This is a genomic window from Micrococcus sp. GPGPB33 (genome assembly GCF_037853785.1).
Lineage (GTDB): Bacteria > Actinomycetota > Actinomycetes > Actinomycetales > Micrococcaceae > Micrococcus > Micrococcus luteus.
Genome location: NZ_JAQMWO010000002.1, coordinates 254,017 through 269,946, shown reverse-complemented (window position 1 = coordinate 269,946; position 15,930 = coordinate 254,017). Strand labels below are relative to the sequence as shown.

The 15,930-nt window shown below is 73.6% G+C and carries 15 protein-coding genes, 1 tRNA gene and 1 pseudogene; 7 read left to right on the top strand and 10 right to left on the bottom strand.

Translation table 11 applies throughout. The annotated features are described in order from the left end of the window. Nucleotides 1-92 precede the first annotated feature (92 nt). The 6 genes from POD19_RS01305 to POD19_RS01280 form a co-directional block, all read right to left on the bottom strand. Nucleotides 93-1,025, bottom strand: a complete 933-nt coding sequence (locus POD19_RS01305) for a DUF4031 domain-containing protein (protein ID WP_041103081.1) — start codon at nucleotides 1,023-1,025, stop codon at nucleotides 93-95. Nucleotides 1,026-1,093: 68 nt separating this feature from the next. After that, nucleotides 1,094-1,384 (bottom strand): WXG100 family type VII secretion target, encoded by a 291-nt coding sequence (locus POD19_RS01300; protein ID WP_010079419.1) that lies wholly within the window; start codon nucleotides 1,382-1,384, stop codon nucleotides 1,094-1,096. Nucleotides 1,385-1,439: 55 nt separating this feature from the next. After that, nucleotides 1,440-2,357 carry a sensor histidine kinase gene (locus tag POD19_RS01295; protein ID WP_340309496.1) on the bottom strand — a complete coding sequence of 306 codons (918 nt, stop codon included), beginning with the start codon at nucleotides 2,355-2,357 and terminating at the stop codon, nucleotides 1,440-1,442. Beyond that, on the bottom strand, nucleotides 2,294-3,244 hold the full coding sequence (locus POD19_RS01290; protein WP_340309272.1) for a HAMP domain-containing protein: 951 nt from the start codon (nucleotides 3,242-3,244) through the stop codon (nucleotides 2,294-2,296). The genes POD19_RS01295 and POD19_RS01290 overlap by 64 nt, the downstream gene beginning before the upstream one ends. Nucleotide 3,245: 1 nt before the next feature. After that, nucleotides 3,246-3,953, bottom strand: a complete 708-nt coding sequence (locus tag POD19_RS01285) for a response regulator transcription factor (protein WP_020628353.1) — start codon at nucleotides 3,951-3,953, stop codon at nucleotides 3,246-3,248. 77 nt (nucleotides 3,954-4,030) lie between these two features. Further along, nucleotides 4,031-4,282 (bottom strand): hypothetical protein, encoded by a 252-nt coding sequence (locus POD19_RS01280; protein ID WP_020628352.1) that lies wholly within the window; start codon nucleotides 4,280-4,282, stop codon nucleotides 4,031-4,033. A gap of 211 nt (nucleotides 4,283-4,493) precedes the next feature. Between POD19_RS01280 and POD19_RS01275 the strand changes: the two genes are divergently transcribed. Then, nucleotides 4,494-4,877, top strand: a complete 384-nt coding sequence (locus POD19_RS01275; RefSeq protein ID WP_020628350.1) for a cold-shock protein — start codon at nucleotides 4,494-4,496, stop codon at nucleotides 4,875-4,877. Between the two features lie 3 nt (nucleotides 4,878-4,880). After that, a complete protein-coding gene (locus tag POD19_RS01270) occupies nucleotides 4,881-5,402 on the top strand; it encodes a DUF3027 domain-containing protein (RefSeq protein WP_020628349.1) in 522 nt (173 codons plus the stop codon). A 19-nt stretch (nucleotides 5,403-5,421) separates the two neighbouring features. Here POD19_RS01270 and serC read toward each other — a convergent pair whose 3' ends face one another. Further along, entirely contained in the window at nucleotides 5,422-6,549 is a 1,128-nt protein-coding gene (serC, locus tag POD19_RS01265; RefSeq protein ID WP_020628348.1) for a phosphoserine transaminase, read from the bottom strand. Between the two features lie 128 nt (nucleotides 6,550-6,677). Between serC and POD19_RS01260 the strand changes: the two are divergent. The 3 genes and pseudogenes from POD19_RS01260 (at nucleotide 6,678) to POD19_RS01250 (ending at nucleotide 9,998) form a co-directional block, all read left to right on the top strand. After that, a pseudogene (locus POD19_RS01260) lies at nucleotides 6,678-7,399 on the top strand (metal-dependent transcriptional regulator). 159 nt (nucleotides 7,400-7,558) lie between these two features. Next, nucleotides 7,559-8,053, top strand: a complete 495-nt coding sequence (locus tag POD19_RS01255) for an HNH endonuclease (protein WP_020628346.1) — start codon at nucleotides 7,559-7,561, stop codon at nucleotides 8,051-8,053. A gap of 76 nt (nucleotides 8,054-8,129) precedes the next feature. Beyond that, nucleotides 8,130-9,998 carry an ABC transporter ATP-binding protein gene (locus POD19_RS01250; RefSeq protein WP_020628345.1) on the top strand — a complete coding sequence of 623 codons (1,869 nt, stop codon included), beginning with the start codon at nucleotides 8,130-8,132 and terminating at the stop codon, nucleotides 9,996-9,998. A 26-nt stretch (nucleotides 9,999-10,024) separates the two neighbouring features. Here the strand turns inward: POD19_RS01250 and POD19_RS01245 are convergent. From POD19_RS01245 to POD19_RS01235, 3 genes are all read right to left on the bottom strand, one after another. Next, nucleotides 10,025-10,098: transfer RNA gene (locus POD19_RS01245), tRNA-Arg, on the bottom strand. A gap of 38 nt (nucleotides 10,099-10,136) precedes the next feature. Beyond that, a complete protein-coding gene (locus POD19_RS01240) occupies nucleotides 10,137-10,814 on the bottom strand; it encodes a hypothetical protein (protein ID WP_043282793.1) in 678 nt (225 codons plus the stop codon). Nucleotides 10,815-10,844: 30 nt separating this feature from the next. Next, a complete protein-coding gene (locus tag POD19_RS01235; RefSeq protein ID WP_083908104.1) occupies nucleotides 10,845-11,885 on the bottom strand; it encodes an acyltransferase family protein in 1,041 nt (346 codons plus the stop codon). A 115-nt stretch (nucleotides 11,886-12,000) separates the two neighbouring features. Between POD19_RS01235 and pcrA the strand changes: the two genes are divergently transcribed. After that, complete coding sequence (gene pcrA, locus POD19_RS01230; protein ID WP_144818764.1) at nucleotides 12,001-14,562, top strand: DNA helicase PcrA; 2,562 nt, start codon at nucleotides 12,001-12,003, stop codon at nucleotides 14,560-14,562. A 184-nt stretch (nucleotides 14,563-14,746) separates the two neighbouring features. Then, nucleotides 14,747-15,916, top strand: a complete 1,170-nt coding sequence (gene sucC / locus POD19_RS01225; protein ID WP_144818766.1) for an ADP-forming succinate--CoA ligase subunit beta — start codon at nucleotides 14,747-14,749, stop codon at nucleotides 15,914-15,916. Nucleotides 15,917-15,930: the final 14 nt, after the last annotated feature.

Here is a 15,930-nt window from a genome sequence, read left to right as displayed (position 1 = left end):
CGACCCGTTCGGACGCCCAGCCTGCGAGGCCCGTCTCCCCGTCCGGGGAGGCGGGCCTCGCCGCGTTCCGGGCCAGCACCGAGGCGCCCCGCTCAGGCCGACAGCGCGGCTCGTTCCGCCGCCAGATTGCGGCGGGCGGCGGCCTCCCAGCGCGCTCGGCCGGGCGCGGTCCGATACAGCCGCTCGGCGCCCAGCAGGGCGTCCAGCACCGCGCCGCGACCGCGGGCCCAGTCCGCGTCGGACACGTGCGCGTAGTCCCGCCGCACCGCGGCCACGTAGCGGGCGTAGGCCTCGGGGGAGCGGCCGAGGACCTCGAGGTCCGCGTCCGAGAACACCGCCCCGGCCGCGTCGTGCGGGGCCGGGTCGTGGGCGGCGGTGAGCAGCACCAGGCGTGCCACCTCGTCGACGACGTCGGCCGGCACGGCCAGCCGCGGATCGGTGAGCACGTCCCGGGCCAGGGCGGCCGAGTCCGCCTCGTCCTGGCCGGCGGGCGCGGTGGGGTCCCCGGCGTAGACGGCGTCGTGGAACCACGCGGCCAGGCGGACCGCACGCGGATCCGGTCCGGTCTCCGCCCCCGCCCGCTCGAGCAGGTCCACGGACTCGAGCACCGCGAGCAGGTGGGCCGGGTCGTGGTAGTGCCGATGCGGCTCCGTCCAGCGGGCCAGCAGGTCGCGACCCGCCGTCGTCACCGCATCTGGGCTCGCCGCCGTGCCCTCGAACAGCCGCGCCCAGCGCCGGGCGAGGACCACGTCCCGCTTCTCGGCGCGGCTCCGGGCGGGCACGCGCAGCCCCGAGGCGGCGAGGCGGCGCACCAGCTCCCGTCCGCTGACGGGCACCGCCCCGCGGGCCACGAGCTCGGCACGTCGGTGCGCGGGCACGTCGTAGTGGTCCCGGTCGAAGGCCCGCTCCGAGAGCCCCGCCGCCCGCGCGAACGCGTGGAGCTCCTCGAGGGAGGCGTCGGAGACGAGGTGGGAGAACACGGTGCCGTGGGCGGGCCACGCGGGTGGGTCGATCAGGACGGTCATGCCCCCACTCTAGGAAGCGCGGACCGGGGGCGCGGCCGGCCGGCCGCACCCCGGTCCGCGCCGGGCGCTCAGAACCGGAACATCGCGGCGTTGGCGGTCTCCGCGTCCTGGTACTGGGTGGCGGCGGCGTCCATCGCGCGGCGGATGCCCGCCAGGGACTCCTCCACGCGCTGCTGGGTGGCGCGCCACTCGGTGAGCACGCCCTGGAAGTTCGCGGCCGCCTGGCCGCGCCAGGTGTCCTGCAGCTGGCGCAGGTTGGCCTCCATGGTGCTCACCTCCGCCTGGAGGCGGCCGATGGAGCCCTCCACCGCCCCGCTCTTGGCCCGCAGGTCCTCGACGTCGATCTGCACGATGCTCATGTGACTATCCCCTCTGGTGAGTCCTGATGGGCGGCGGGTGCCGCCGGGCACCACGCTAGGGACGGGCGTCCCGCTCCGCTGCTGGGTCGTCCTCGCCTGGGGACGGGGCGGCGGTCTGAGGCGCCTGTGCAGGAGCAGACGCCCGACGGCGGCGCTCGGCCGAGGCGCGACGGAACCGCTCCGCCGCCCGCAGCAGGCGGCTGCTCCGGGCGGCGTCCGCGGCGCTGGCGCCGGCGCCCGACGGCGCGGTCAGGGCGAGGGGGCCGGTGGGCGGACCGGCCGCGTCGTCGTCGGTGTCCCGTGCGGGCGGGCACTCGTCCTCGAAGTCCTCGTCCGCCTCGTCCTCGAACGGCGCCCACGGCAGGTGGACGGAGAAGGTGGCACCGCCGCCCTCCGTCTCAAGCAGCCGGACGGAGCCGCCGTGCTGGGCCACGATCGCCGCGACGATGGCCAGGCCGAGCCCCGTGCCGCCCGTCTCGCGGTGCCGGGAGGTGTCCGCGCGGTAGAAGCGCTCGAAGATGCGGGCGCGGTCCTCCTCGGACACGCCCGGCCCGTGGTCACGGATCTCGATCACGGAGCTGCGGCCCGCGCCGTCGGCCCCGGCCTGGCCGCCGAGGTGGTCGACGGTGCCGACCGCGATCTCGATGGGGGTGCCGGCGGGGGTGTAGCGCAGAGCGTTGGCCATGAGGTTCACCACCACCTGGCGCATCCGGTTCTCGTCGCCGAGGATGGGCGCCGGGGCCGCCCGGTCGTCGTCGGGGCCCACGAGGGTGACCCTGCGGTCCGGGGCGTTCACGGACGCGTCCATCATGGAGTCCATCGCGAGGATGAGCAGGTCCACCGGGGCGTGCTCGAGGGGGCGCTGCTCGTCGAGGCGGGCCAGGGTGAGCAGGTCCTCCACGAGGCGGGTCATGCGGGTGGCCTCGGACTCGATGCGCTGCATGGCGGCGGCGACGTCCTCCTCCTCGCGCAGCCCGCCGTGCCGGTACAGCTCGGAGAATCCGCGGATGGTGACCAGGGGGTGCGCAGCTCGTGGGAGGCGTCCTGCACGAAGCGGCGCATCTTGTCCTCGGAGATCTCCTTGTCCCGGAACGCGGACTCGATGTGCGCGAGCATCGCGTTGAGGGAGCGGGAGAGCCGGCCCACCTCGGTGTCGGGCGCCGCGCTCTCCACGCGCTGGCTCAGGTCGCCGGCGGCGATCTTGGCGGCGGTGCGCTCCACGCGGTTCAGGGTGCGGAACGCGCGCTGGACCGCCAGGTTGGCCACGATCACGGTGCCCGCCGTCGCGAGCAGGCCGATGGTCACGACGATCGAGGTGACGCGTTCGACGGAGGAGGTCACGCTCTGCAGGGGCAGGGCCACGGCCATGGTGCCGTCGCCGCTGCTCAGCCCGTACAGCTGCACGCGCCAGCCGCTCGAGTCCTCCTGTGTGCCGGGCACCTCGAAGGAGGCGGAGCCGCGCTCGCGGGCCTCGGCCGGGGTGATGTCCGGGAGGGCCGGCTCGTCCGCGTCCGGCGTCACCGGGGTCTGGACGACCCGCGCGCCCTCGTTGTCCCACACGACGCCGTAGAAGCGCAGGATGGGCAGCTGCGGCATGTAGTACTCGCCGGTCTGGGCGACGTTGGCCAGGTACATCGAGACGGTGTCCCGGTTGGCGGCCATGTCCTCGTCCAGCTGGCGCACCGCCTCCTGGCGGAACAGCGCCGCGGTCGCCAGGGCGGTGACGGCGACCAGGGCCAGCATGAGCGCCGCGATCATCACGACCAGCTTGGTGCGCAGGGACTGCCCCTGCCACGTGCCCCTCAGCCAGGCGCGCGGATGGCGGACGTGGGCCGCCGCGGCGTCGAGCCGCGCACGCACGTCAGCGCTTGTCCGCGGTGCGGAGCATGTAGCCGACGCCGCGCTTGGTGTGGATCATCTTCTCGCGGCCGCCGACGTCGATCTTGCGGCGCAGGTAGGAGATGTAGGACTCGACGATCGAGGCGTCCCCGTTGAAGTCGTACTCCCACACGTGGTCCAGGATCTGGGCCTTCGAGAGCACCCGGTTCGGGTTCATCATGAGATAGCGCAGCAGCTTGAACTCGGTGGGGGAGAGCTCCACGACCTCGCCGCCGCGGCGGACCTCGTGCGCGTCGTCGTCGAGCTCGAGGTCGTCCACGCGCAGCACCGCCGCGTCGTCGTCGAGGGAGGCGGTGCGGCGCAGCACGGCGCGGATGCGGGCGACCACCTCGTCGAGGGAGAACGGCTTGGTCACGTAGTCGTCGCCGCCGACCGTCAGGCCGGTGATCTTGTCCTCGGTGCCGTCCCGCGCGGTGAGGAACACGACGGGGAAGTGACGGCCGGCGGAGCGCAGGCGGCGGGTCACGGTGAATCCGTCCATGTCCGGGAGCATCACGTCCAGCACGGCCAGGTCCGGCTGGAACTCCTCGGCGGCGTCCAGGGCCTCCCGGCCGTTGGCCGCGGCCGTGACCTCGAAGCCGGCGTAGCGCAGGGATGTGGAGAGCAGCTCGCGGATGTTGGGCTCGTCGTCCACCACCAGGAGGCGTGCTTCGGGGTTCTGATGCTGCATGGGGCCAGTCAACCGCTCTGACCTGGGAACACCCTGAAAGGGCGCTGGATGTCGCGGGGCGTCGTGGGCCCGGCGGTTCAGGGGCGCGAGCGCCGGACGGCGCCCAGCACCACGTGCAGCAGCATCAGGCCGAAGCCGACGGGCAGGCCGAACAGCGCGAGCGCGAACAGCGCCGGGGACGCCGGCCACGCCAGGAAGTACGCGACCAGCAGGGCCACCAGGGCCAGAGCGGACACCGCCGTCACGGCCACGCCCAGCACCAGGACGACGCCGCGACCGCCCCGGTGGTCGGCGGGCGCGGGGGTGGGGAGGGTGGAGGTCCGAGGCATGCCCGCCACTCTAGTCGGGCTATCCTGGGAGGTCATTGACGACCACGTCCTCCGCCGTCCCCTCCGGGCGCACGGCCAGGCTGGTCCCACCGATGCCGCGGCGCACCGCCACGCCGGTGCCGGACCCCGCCGACCCGAGACGAGAGCACGGCCGCCCCTGCGGCGCCGGCCCGACGCGGTGGACCCACATGACGAGGAGCAGGTGACGCACATGCCCACCGGACGCATCAAGTTCTACGACTCGACCAAGGGCTTCGGGTTCGCCCAGACGGACGAGGGCGAGGAGGTCCACGTGCCCGCCTCGGCCCTGCCGGCCGGGGTGACCGAGCTGCGCGGAGGCACCCGCGTGGAGTTCGGCGTGGCCGAGGGCCGCCGCGGCAAGCAGGCGCTCTCGCTGCGCGTGCTCGACGCCGCGCCCTCGGTGGTCCGCAACCACCGACCCGGCGCCACCGAGATGGCCGTCCTCATGGAGGACCTCATCACGTGGCTGGACCAGACATCCAACGGCCTGCGCCGCGGCCGCTACCCCCAGCGCGCCCAGGCGCAGAAGATGGCGCAGGTGCTGCGTCGTGTCGCCGACGACCTGGAGGCCTGAGCCATGACCACCCACGACGACGCCCCGCGTGTCGACCACCGGAGCCCCGACGCCGAGCCCACGCCCGCCGAGGAGAGGACGGCCCTGCCGCCCGCGCGTCGCCGGGCCCCGCGCCGCGACGAGCTGCTCGCCGCCGCCGTGGATGCCGCCCGCGCGGGGCTGGATGGGCTGGCCGCCCCGGACGAGGTGGGGGAGCACGTGGACGTGCTCGTGGACGACGACCGCCTCCTGACGCACCGCTTCGCGTGCCGCATGCCCGGCTACGCGGGCTGGCTCTGGTACGTGACGATCGCCCGGGCCCCGCGTGCCAAGCAGGTCACCGTGTGCGAGACCGGCCTCATGGCGGGGGAGGGCGCGCTCGTGGCACCCCCGTGGGTGCCGTACGCCGAGCGCGTGAACGAGGAGGAGCGCGAGCGGCTGAAGGCCGTGGCCGAGGGCCGCGTGCCCGGCGCCCCGGCGCCCGAGACCGCGCCGGACGACGCCGCCCAGACGGCCCCCGAGCCCGCGGCGGCCGACCGCGGCTGAGCCGGCGCACCCCGGCGGCTCAGGCCAGGCGCTCGACCACGTGGTCGATGCAGCGCAGCAGCGCCGCGACGTCCTCGGGCTCGGTCGCGGCGAAGGTCGCGATCCGCAGCTGGTTCCGGCCGAGCTTGCGGTAGGGCTCCACGTCCACCACGCCGTTCGCGCGCAGGGCCTGGGCGACCGCCGCCGCGTCGACGTCGTCGGAGAAGTCGACGGTGCAGACCACGGCGGAGCGGTCCTCGGACCGGGCCACAAACGGCGTGGCGAACGACGACGCCTCGGCCCACGCGTACACGCGCGAGGAGGAGTCGGCGGTGCGGGCGGTCATCGCGTCCAGCCCGCCCTGACCGTTCATCCAGCGCAGCTGCGCGTCCAGCATGACGAGCGTGGCCAGCGCGGGCGTGTTGTAGGTCTGGTCCTTGAGGGAGTTCTCCACGGCCGTGGCCAGGTCCAGGAACGCCGGGATCCAGCGGCCGGACTCCTTGATCTCCGCGACCCGCGCCAGGGCCCGCGGGGAGAACAGCGCGAGCCACAGACCGCCGTCGGACGCGAAGTTCTTCTGCGGCGCGAAGTAGTACACGTCCGCCTCGGACACGTCCACCGGCAGGCCGCCCGCGGCCGAGGTGGCGTCGACGACGACCAGGGCGTCCTCGTCGATGCCCGCGGGGCGGACGACGGGCGCCATCACGCCGGTGGAGGTCTCGTTGTGCGGCCACGCGTACACGTCGACCCCGGCCACGGCCTCCGGCTCGGGGCGGGTGCCCGGCTCGGAGGTGCGGATGTCCGACGGCGCCAGGAACGGCGCCTGGTCGGTGGCCTTGGCGAACTTCGAGCCGAACTCGCCGAAGCTCAGATGCTGGGCGCGCTCGCGGACCAGGCTGAAGGCGGCCGCGTCCCAGAACGCGGTGGAGCCGCCGACGCCGAGGATCACCTCGTAGCCCTCCGGCGCCGAGAACAGCTCGGCGACGCCCGACCGGACGCTCGCCACCAGGTCCTTGACCGGCTTCTGACGGTGCGACGTGCCGAGCAGCCCGGCTGCGTCCTGGAGCGCGCTCAGCTGCTCGGGGCGGACCTTGGAGGGGCCGGCGCCGAAGCGGCCGTCGGCCGGCAGCAGGTCCTGGGGGATGGTGATCTCGGCGGGGGAGGTCATGCGTGCTCCTGACGCTTCGGGGTCGCGGGTCGCGCCCATTCTCCCGCGCCCGGGACCACCGGCCGTCCACGTGACTCACGCCTCGCTAGGATGTCCGGGACGAAGAGCCCGAGGGAAGAGGACGTGCCATGACGGATCTGATCGACACCACCGAGATGTACCTGCGCACGATCCTCGAGCTCGAGGAGGAGGGCATCCCCCGCTGCGCGCCCGCATCGTCGAGCGTCTGGAGCACTCCGGCCCCACCGTCTCCCAGACCGTGGCCCGCATGGAGCGGGACGGGCTGGTGCACGTGGGCGCGGACCGTCGGCTGGAGCTGACCGTGGCGGGCCGCGAGCGGGCCGTGTCCGTGCTGCGCAAGCACCGCCTGGCCGAGCGCCTGCTCGCGGACGTGATCGGCCTCGAGTGGGAGCTCGTCCACGAGGAGGCCTGCCGCTGGGAGCACGTGATGAGCGACCAGGTGGAGCGCCGCCTGCTCACGCTGCTGGAGAACCCCACCGAGACCCCCTACGGCACCCCGATCCCGCCCCGGCCCGAGCAGGCCTCCGCCGAGGACTGGAGCCGCGACATGGGCCTGGCGGGCGCCCGGCTCTCCGAGGAGGCCGCCACCGCCGGCCGGTTCCGCGTCCGCGGGCTGGCCGAGGGCGTGCAGACCGACCCCGAGCTGCTGGCCCAGCTGGCCGGCGCCGGCGTGACCCCCGGCCGCGTGGTGCGTGCCGAGGCCGCCCGCGACGCCGGGTACATCCGGGTCGAGGGCGAGGCGGAGGACGGCGCGGCCGCGGACGGCGGGGCCCTCGAGCTGGCCGAGGCCACGGCCGCGCACGTGTGGGTCGAGCGTCTCGACGGCTGAGGCGCGGCGCGCCGTCGTCGTGCGTGACGGGGGCGTGATGGCCCGGTGACGGGCCGGTGAACCTCTTCCGCCGCCGCAGGCGACACGCGGCGCGCCGATGCACCCGCGTCTAGCGTGGAGACACGACGCCCCTGTGTCCCCACGCTTCCGAGGCCCCCGATGCGCACACTTGTCCTCAACGCCGGCTACGAACCCCTCTCGGTCGTCTCCGACCGCCGGGCGCTGCTGCTCGTGGCCACCGGCAAGGCGAGCGTGCTCGAGGACGCCGGTGACCCGATGCGCAGCCCCACCCGCGCGTGGGGCCGACCCCTCGTGATCCTGCTGCACCAGTACATCCGGGTGCCCCACACGGATGCGGCCCCGGTCTCCCGCAAGGGCGTGCTGCGCCGGGACGGACACCGCTGCGCCTACTGCGGCGCCCACGCCACCACCGTGGACCACGTGCGGCCGCGCTCGCGGGGCGGCGAGAACTCGTGGGAGAACCTCGTGGCCTGCTGCCTGCGCTGCAACGGGGCGAAGGCGGACCGCTCGCTCGAGGCCCTGGGCTGGCGGCTGCGGGTGGAGCCGGTGCGCCCGCGCGGGGCCCAGTGGCGGATCCGCGAGCTGGAGCGGCCCGCCGAAGCGTGGCGGGACTACCTGCGCCTGGCGGCCTGACGCCGGAAGCGGAATCGCGCCCGCCCGTGCCCGGCGGTTCCTAGACTCTCCAACGGTCGAGAGAGCGGAGGGGCCCATGAGCATGGAGTCGGCGGCACGGATGTCCATGATGCGGATGACCCGCGGGCAGTCCGACGCCCAGCAGAGCCTCGCCCGCGGCACGGTGCGCCGGACCATCGCGTTCGCGGGCCGGTACCGCACCCGCCTGATCGTGTTCGTCGCGGCGTCCATCGTGGGCGCGGTGCTCGGCGTGGCCTCGCCCGTGCTGGCCGGCGACGTCGTCAACGCGATCACCGGCGGCGCGGACCGCGGGCTCGTGGTGCGGCTGGCCCTGCTGATCGCCCTCGTGGCGGTGCTCGACGCGGCGCTGTCCGTGTTCACCAAGTGGCTCTCCGCCGGGCTGGGGGAACAGGTCATCTACGACCTGCGCACCGCCGTGTTCGACCACGTGCAGCGCATGCCGGTGGCGTTCTTCCAGCGCACCCGCACCGGCGCGCTCGTCTCGCGCCTGAACAACGACGTGATCGGGGCGCAGTCGGCGATCTCGCGGACGCTCTCCGGCGTCGTCGCGAACGTGGTGTCCGTCGCGCTGACCCTGGGCGTGATGGTGGCCACCAGCTGGCAGGTCACCGTCCTGTCCCTCGTGATGCTGCCGCTGTTCCTGGTGCCGGCCCGGGCGGTCGGCTCGAAGCTGGCGGGCCTGTCCCGCGAACGGGCCGGACACAACGCGGCCATGGGCGACCAGATGACCGAGCGGTTCTCCGCCCCCGGCGCCACGCTCATCAAGCTCTTCGGCCGCCCCGCCGCCGAGTCCGCCGAGTTCGCCCGCCGTGCCGACCGCGTGCGCGCCACCGGCGTGGACATCTCCGTGCGCCAGGCGGTCTTCACCACGCTGCTCACCCTGGTCTCCGCGCTCGCGCTCGCGGCCGTGTACGGCGTGGGCGGGCTCCAGGCGATCGCGGGCACCCTCGACGCCGGCGACGTCGTCACCCTCGCCCTGCTGCTGACCCGCCTCTACGCGCCCCTGACCGCGCTGGCGAACGCCCGCGTGGAGATCATGAGCGCGCTCGTGAGCTTCGAGCGCGTGTTCGAGGTCCTGGACCTGGAGCCGCTCATCACGGAGCCCGCGCGGCCCGCGGCCCTGCCGGAGGGGCCCCTGTCCGTGCGGCTGCGGGACGTGCGCTTCGCCTACCCCACCGCGGAGCAGGTGTCCCTGGCCTCCCTCGAGGAGGTCGCCGTGCTGGACACGCGCGGCGGCGAGGAGGTGCTGCACGGGATCGACGTGACCGTGCCGGCCGGGGCCACGGTGGCCCTCGTGGGCTCCTCGGGTGCGGGCAAGTCCACCATCGCCTCGCTCGTCACCCGCCTGCACGACGTCACCTCCGGCACCGTCGAGATCGGCGGCGTGGACGTGCGGGACCTCGCGTTCGCGGACCTGCAGCGGGCCGTGGGCATGGTGACCCAGGACGGGCACCTGTTCCACGAGACCGTGCGCGCCAACCTGACGCTGGCCCGCCCCGACGCGACGGACGAGGAGCTGTGGGACGCCGTCGAGCGGGCGCGCCTGCGCTCCGTCGTCGAGGCGCTGCCGGACGGGCTGGACACCGTGGTCGGCGAGCGCGGCTACCGCCTCTCCGGCGGTGAGCGGCAGCGCATGACGATCGCGCGGCTGCTGCTGGCGGCCCCGCGCGTCGTGGTGCTGGACGAGGCGACGGCGGCGCTGGACTCCACCAACGAGCGCGCCATCCAGGAGGCGCTGGGGGAGGCGCTGGCCGGGCGGACCGCGATCGTGATCGCGCACCGGCTCTCCACCGTGCGCAGTGCGGACGAGATCCTCGTGGTCGAGGCCGGGCGGATCGTGGAGCGCGGCACGCACGCCGCGCTGCTCGCGGCGGGCGGGCGGTATGCGGAGCTCTACACCACGCAGTTCGCCGACGCGGAATGAGGCGGCGACCGGACCGGCCGCCCAGGTGCCCCAGGCCGGAATCGAACCGACGGCCTACCCTTTAGGAGAGGGTCGCTCTATCCAACTGAGCTACTGGGGCGCGGACCGTGCGTCGGTCCGGTGAGCGAGTCTAGCCCCTCAGGCCCCCCGCGCGGCGGGACCACGACGACGGCGCCGCCCGGCCCACAGCATCACGGCCACCGCCAGCGCGAGCAGCGCCAGCAGGACCCAGCGGGTCAGCGTCAGGGCGGCGGCCAGGCCGGTGCCCGGGCCGCCGGCGGCGATGGCCTGCTCGATCGCGATGTTCTCGCAGATGTCCACGACCGCGAACAGCACGCCCAGCCCGAAGACGGCCCACTTGGCGCCGACGGGACGCAGGCGCCATGCGCCGACGGCGGTGACCGTCAGCGCCACGGCGATCGGGAAGATCACGCCGGCCGTCTTGTGCACCCAGTTCAGCTGGCCGCGGGCGTCCTCGTCCATGACCGCGGAGAGCGCGCGGATGTGGTCCTGCCCGTAGAACAGCAGGGAGTCCGGCATCGCCAGTCCGCCGCTGAGCTGGGTCATCTGCTGCAGCACCAGCAGGTGGTAGTAGGCGCCCACGAGCAGGGTGGTCACGATCAGCGCGCTCACCGGGATCGCCGGGCTGCCCTCGCGCTCAGCGGCCGCGGCGAGGTCCGCGCGCGGCGAGACGTCGAGCAGGGTGGCGTGCTCGGGTCCGGCGCGCTCGACCGGGTGGCTGGCGGCGGGCACCCCGGCGTGCGAGCCAGTGCGCGCCTGTTGAGGACGACGGTGCTTCTGGGACTTCTTAGCCACGGCGGACTCCTGGGATGGCGGGATGGAAGGTCAGGGTGCGCAGCGTGATCCGAGGCCCGAGGTGGGTGCCTCGAACAGCCAGCGCAGTGGACGATAGGCGACGGCCAGCAGCAGGGGGACGCAGACGGCCGCCAAACCCGTGAGCGCGTAGAAGTGCCAACGGTGTCCGACAGCCCAGTCTCCCAGGACCAAGGAGATCACCATGATCACGGGCACATGGGCCACGTACATCACCATCGACCGCCGCCCCACGAACTCGAACAGCGGGAACCGGGGGAGCCGCCCGCTCGCCCAGAGGACGACGACGACGGCCCCGAGCGGCCCCAGGAACGCCACGATCGGCCGGGCGGGTGAGATGTAGAGGAACTCGGCGGAGGTCGAGTGGAGCGTGACGGCGGCCAAGGCCCACACGGCGGCGGCCACGACGACGGGCCAGGGCAGCCGGCGGACGGAGTCGAGTCGAGAGCCGAGCGCTGCGCCCAGGAAGAAGAACGCGCCCCAGAACAGGGGGTCCAGCAGCCACTCCGGGCCGTCCTTGCCCAGCGCGAGCGCGCCGGCCAGCATGGCGGGCACCAGCAGCCACGCAGGGACCCAGCGCACCACCGGGCCCACGAGGTAGCAGGCGAGCAGCACCCACAGGAACCAGAGGTGCCACGGGCCGCCGAGCAGATACCGGCCGGGGGTGACCAGGAGCCGCTCCGGCGCCGCCTGCGCGAACGCCGTGATCGCCGCCCACACGAGGAACGGCCAGAGGATCTTCTCCGCCTTCCCCCGGTAGTACGTGGACAGCGGCTTGTGAAGAGAACGGCCCAACAGGAGACCGGAGAGCACGAGCAGCACGGGCATCCGGAAGGTGTGGAACTCCTTCGTGAACATGACGAGGAGCTCCGAGTTCACGTCCACGCCCACACCGATCGGGATGCTGCGCACATGGGCGATGACCACGAGCAAGACCGCCATACCGCGGATCTGGTCGATCCCGTGCTCCCGTCCGGCGGCCCCCGGAACGCGGGAGCCGGAGACAGCGCTCCGGGCTGAGGGTGAGGTGCTGGGCATGGTGGAGGCGGACACACAGTGAGGGTAGACGACGGCGCGGCGCCCGCGGGTCCGCGACGTCGTCGGGCTCGCGCTCCGTCCCCCGGCCCCGCCCTGTGCTGTCCGGTGCCCCGCCTAGACTCGGGGCACCATGGCTGACCTCTTCTCCGCGCTCGGACGCACGCCCCTGAACCTCGACCGGACCCGCCGCCCGGCGGACCCGGAGACCGCCCTGCCCGGGCTCGTGCCCCCGGCCGTCACGCGCGCGGCCGCGGACCCCGAGGCATGGGGCGAGGACGTCCGGCCGGCCGCGCCGACGCACACTCCCGAGTCGCTCGTGGCGGGGCTCAACCCGCAGCAGGCGGCCGCGGTGACCCACACGGGGGCGCCCCTGCTGATCGTGGCGGGCGCCGGCTCGGGCAAGACCCGGGTGCTGACCCACCGCATCGCGTGGCTGCTCGCCACCGGCCGGGCGCGGCCGCATGAGATCCTCGCCATCACCTTCACGAACAAGGCCGCCGCGGAGATGCGCGAGCGTGTGGCCGGGCTGATCGGTCCCACCGCCCAGCGGATGTGGATCTCCACGTTCCACTCCTCCGCCGTGCGGCTGCTGCGCAACGAGGCTGCCAACATCGGGCTGAAGTCCACGTTCACCATCTACGACTCGGCGGACAGCCTGCGCCTGGTCACCACCGTCGCCAAGCAGCACGAGCTGGACCCGAAGCGCTTCGCGCCCAAGGCCCTGCTGAACCGCATCAGCTCCCTGAAGAACGAGCTCGTGGAGGCGGACGACTACGCCGCCACCGTGGCCGAGGGGGACCCGTGGGGCCGCGCCGTCGCCGCCGTCTACCGGGACTACACGGCCCGCCTGCGCCAAGCCAACGCCCTGGACTTCGACGACCTGATCGGCATGACGGTCCACATGTTCGAGGCGTTCCCGCGCGTGCTGGACAACTACCGCCGCCGGTTCCGCCACGTCCTCGTGGACGAGTACCAGGACACCAACCACGCCCAGTACCGCCTGATCCGGCTCCTCTCCGGCCCGGCGGATGACCCCGAGGGCGTGGAGACCCCCGGCGGCGAGCTGACGGTCGTCGGCGACTCGGACCAGTCCATCTACGCGTTCCGCGGCGCGGACATCCGCAACATCGTCGAGTTCGAGCAGGACTTCACGGACGCCGCCACCATCAAGCTCGAGCAGAACTACCGCTCCACACAGACCATCCTGGACGCCGCCAACGCGGTGATCGAGCGCAACCCGGACCGCCGTCCCAAGCGCCTGTGGACGGCCGAGGGGGAGGGCCCGGCGATCGTCGGCTACGCCGCGGAGAACGAGTCCGCCGAGGCGGAGTGGATCGCCACCACCATCGACCGGCTGCAGGACGAGGACGGGATCCGCCCGGCCGACGTCGCCGTGTTCTACCGGACCAACGCGCAGTCTCGTGCGCTCGAGGAGCGGCTGGTGACGCGCGGCATCCCGTACCGGGTCATCGGCGGCACGCGCTTCTACGACCGCAAGGAGATCAAGGACGCGCTCGCCTACCTGCGGGTGATCGTCAACCCCGACGACGACGTCAACGTGCGCCGCATCCTCAACGAGCCCAAACGGGGCATCGGGGACCGGGCCGAGGGCGCCATCGCCGCGTGGGCCGAGCGCAACCGCTCCACGTTCTCCGCGGCCCTGCGCGACGCCGAGAACGCCCCCGGCATGGCCGCCCGCTCGCTCAAGGCCGTCCGCGGCTTCGTGCAGATGATGGACGACCTCGGCCAGGTCGCCGAGTCCGCCGGCCCGGCCACCGTCCTGGAGGCCGTCCTCGAGCAGTCCGGGATGCTGGCCGCCCTCCGCGAGTCCGAGGACCTGCAGGACGAGTCCCGCGCGGACAACCTCGGCGAGCTCGTCGCCGTCGTCCGCTCCTTCGAGACGACGCACCCGGACGGCACCCTGTCCGACTTCCTCGAGCAGGTGGCGCTCGTGGCGGACGCAGACCAGCTGCCCACGGCCCCGGACGTGGAGGGCGAGGCGCTCGCCGAGCAGCAGGGCCAGGTCACGCTCATGACGCTGCACACCGCCAAGGGCCTCGAGTTCCCCGTGGTGTTCCTGACGGGCATGGAGCACGGGGTGTTCCCGCACGCCCGCTCGATGACGGACGAGAAGGAGCTCGCGGAGGAGCGCCGTCTGGCCTACGTGGGCCTGACGCGCGCCCGCCGTCGCCTGTTCCTGACGCGCGCCGAGGCACGCTCGCTGTGGGGCCAGCACCAGTTCAACCCGCCCAGCCAGTTCCTCGGGGAGATCCCGGAGGCGCTCATCGACTGGGAGCGGGAGGGCACCTCGCGCTCGGCCGGGTCGTTGAGCCTGACCGGCGCCGGCACCTCGCGCTACGCGGGGCGGTTCGGCGGCGGGCGACCGGCCTGGCGGTCCCGGGACGACGACGGCGCGCGGCCCCAGCGCCTCACCCGCGGGGACGAGCCGGCGGACCTCACGGTGCCCTCCGCCGTGGTGCGCGGGAAGGCGCCGAGCCGGGTGCAGCCGCAGAAGGAGATCGTGGCGCTCAGCCCGGGCGACCGCGTCTCCCACGCGACCTTCGGCGAGGGGCGTGTGGACGCCGTCGCGGGCGCGGGGGACAAGACCGTCGCGACCGTCACCTTCGACGCCACCGGGGCGCAGAAGCGGCTGCTGCTGCGCTACGCCCCGCTGACGAAGGTCGAGGGCTGACGGGACCGGCCCGCCGACTCCCCGGTCTCTCCGGGGTGTGGACTAGAGTGAGCCGTGGAACGCCGCCGTCCGCCGCCCTGCTGTGCCCCCGTGCCCGGCCCGGCCACGGAGGGGGCGTCGACGTCGGCCGCGCCCGCGGGCGAGGCCGGCAGACCCTGTCTTCGACCAAGAAGGACACACCACCGTGGACCTGTATGAGTACCAGGCGCGCGATCTGTTCGAGGCGCACGGCGTCCCCGTGCTGGCCGGCATCGTTGCGCAGACCCCGGACGAGGCCAAGGCGGCCGCGGAGAAGATCGGCGGCGTCACCGTCGTCAAGGCGCAGGTGAAGGTCGGCGGCCGCGGCAAGGCCGGCGGCGTGAAGGTCGCCAAGACGGCCGACGAGGCCTACGAGCACGCCAAGGCCATCCTGGGGATGGACATCAAGGGCCACACCGTGCACCGGGTCATGATCGCCCAGGGCGCCGACATCGCCGAGGAGTACTACTTCTCCGTGCTGCTGGACCGCGCCAACCGCACCTACCTGGCCATGTGCTCGGTCGAGGGCGGCATGGAGATCGAGCAGCTGGCCGAGGAGCGCCCCGAGGCCCTCGCCAAGGTGCCCGTCTCCGCGCTGACCGGCATCGACGCCGAGACCGCCCAGAAGATCGTCGCCGAGGCGGGCTTCCCCGAGGAGCTGCGCGCCGACGTCGCCGAGGTCATCCAGAAGCTCTGGGAGGTCTTCGAGAAGGAGGACGCCACCCTCGTCGAGGTGAACCCGCTGGTGAAGACCGGCGACGGCAAGATCCTCGCCCTGGACGGCAAGGTCTCCCTCGACGACAACGCGGCGTTCCGCCACGAGGGCCACGCCGCCCTCGTCGACGAGCGCACCGAGGACCCGCTGGAGGCCAAGGCCAAGGCCAACGGCCTCAACTACGTGAAGCTGGACGGCCAGGTCGGCGTGATCGGCAACGGCGCCGGCCTCGTGATGTCCACCCTCGACGTCGTCGCGTACGCCGGCGAGCAGCACGGCGGCGTGAAGCCGGCCAACTTCCTGGACATCGGCGGCGGCGCCAACGCCGAGGTCATGGCCAACGGCCTCGACGTCATCCTGGGCGACGAGCAGGTCAAGTCCGTGTTCGTGAACGTCTTCGGCGGCATCACCGCGTGCGACCAGGTCGCGAACGGCATCGTCAAGGCCCTCGAGATCCTGGGTGACACCGCCACCAAGCCGCTGGTCGTGCGCCTGGACGGCAACGCCGTGGAGGAGGGCCGCCGCATCCTGCAGGAGGCGAACCACCCGCTCGTCACCCTGGCCGCCACCATGGACGAGGGCGCCGACAAGGCCGCCGAGCTCGCCCACTCCGCGAACTGACCGTTCGGAAAGAC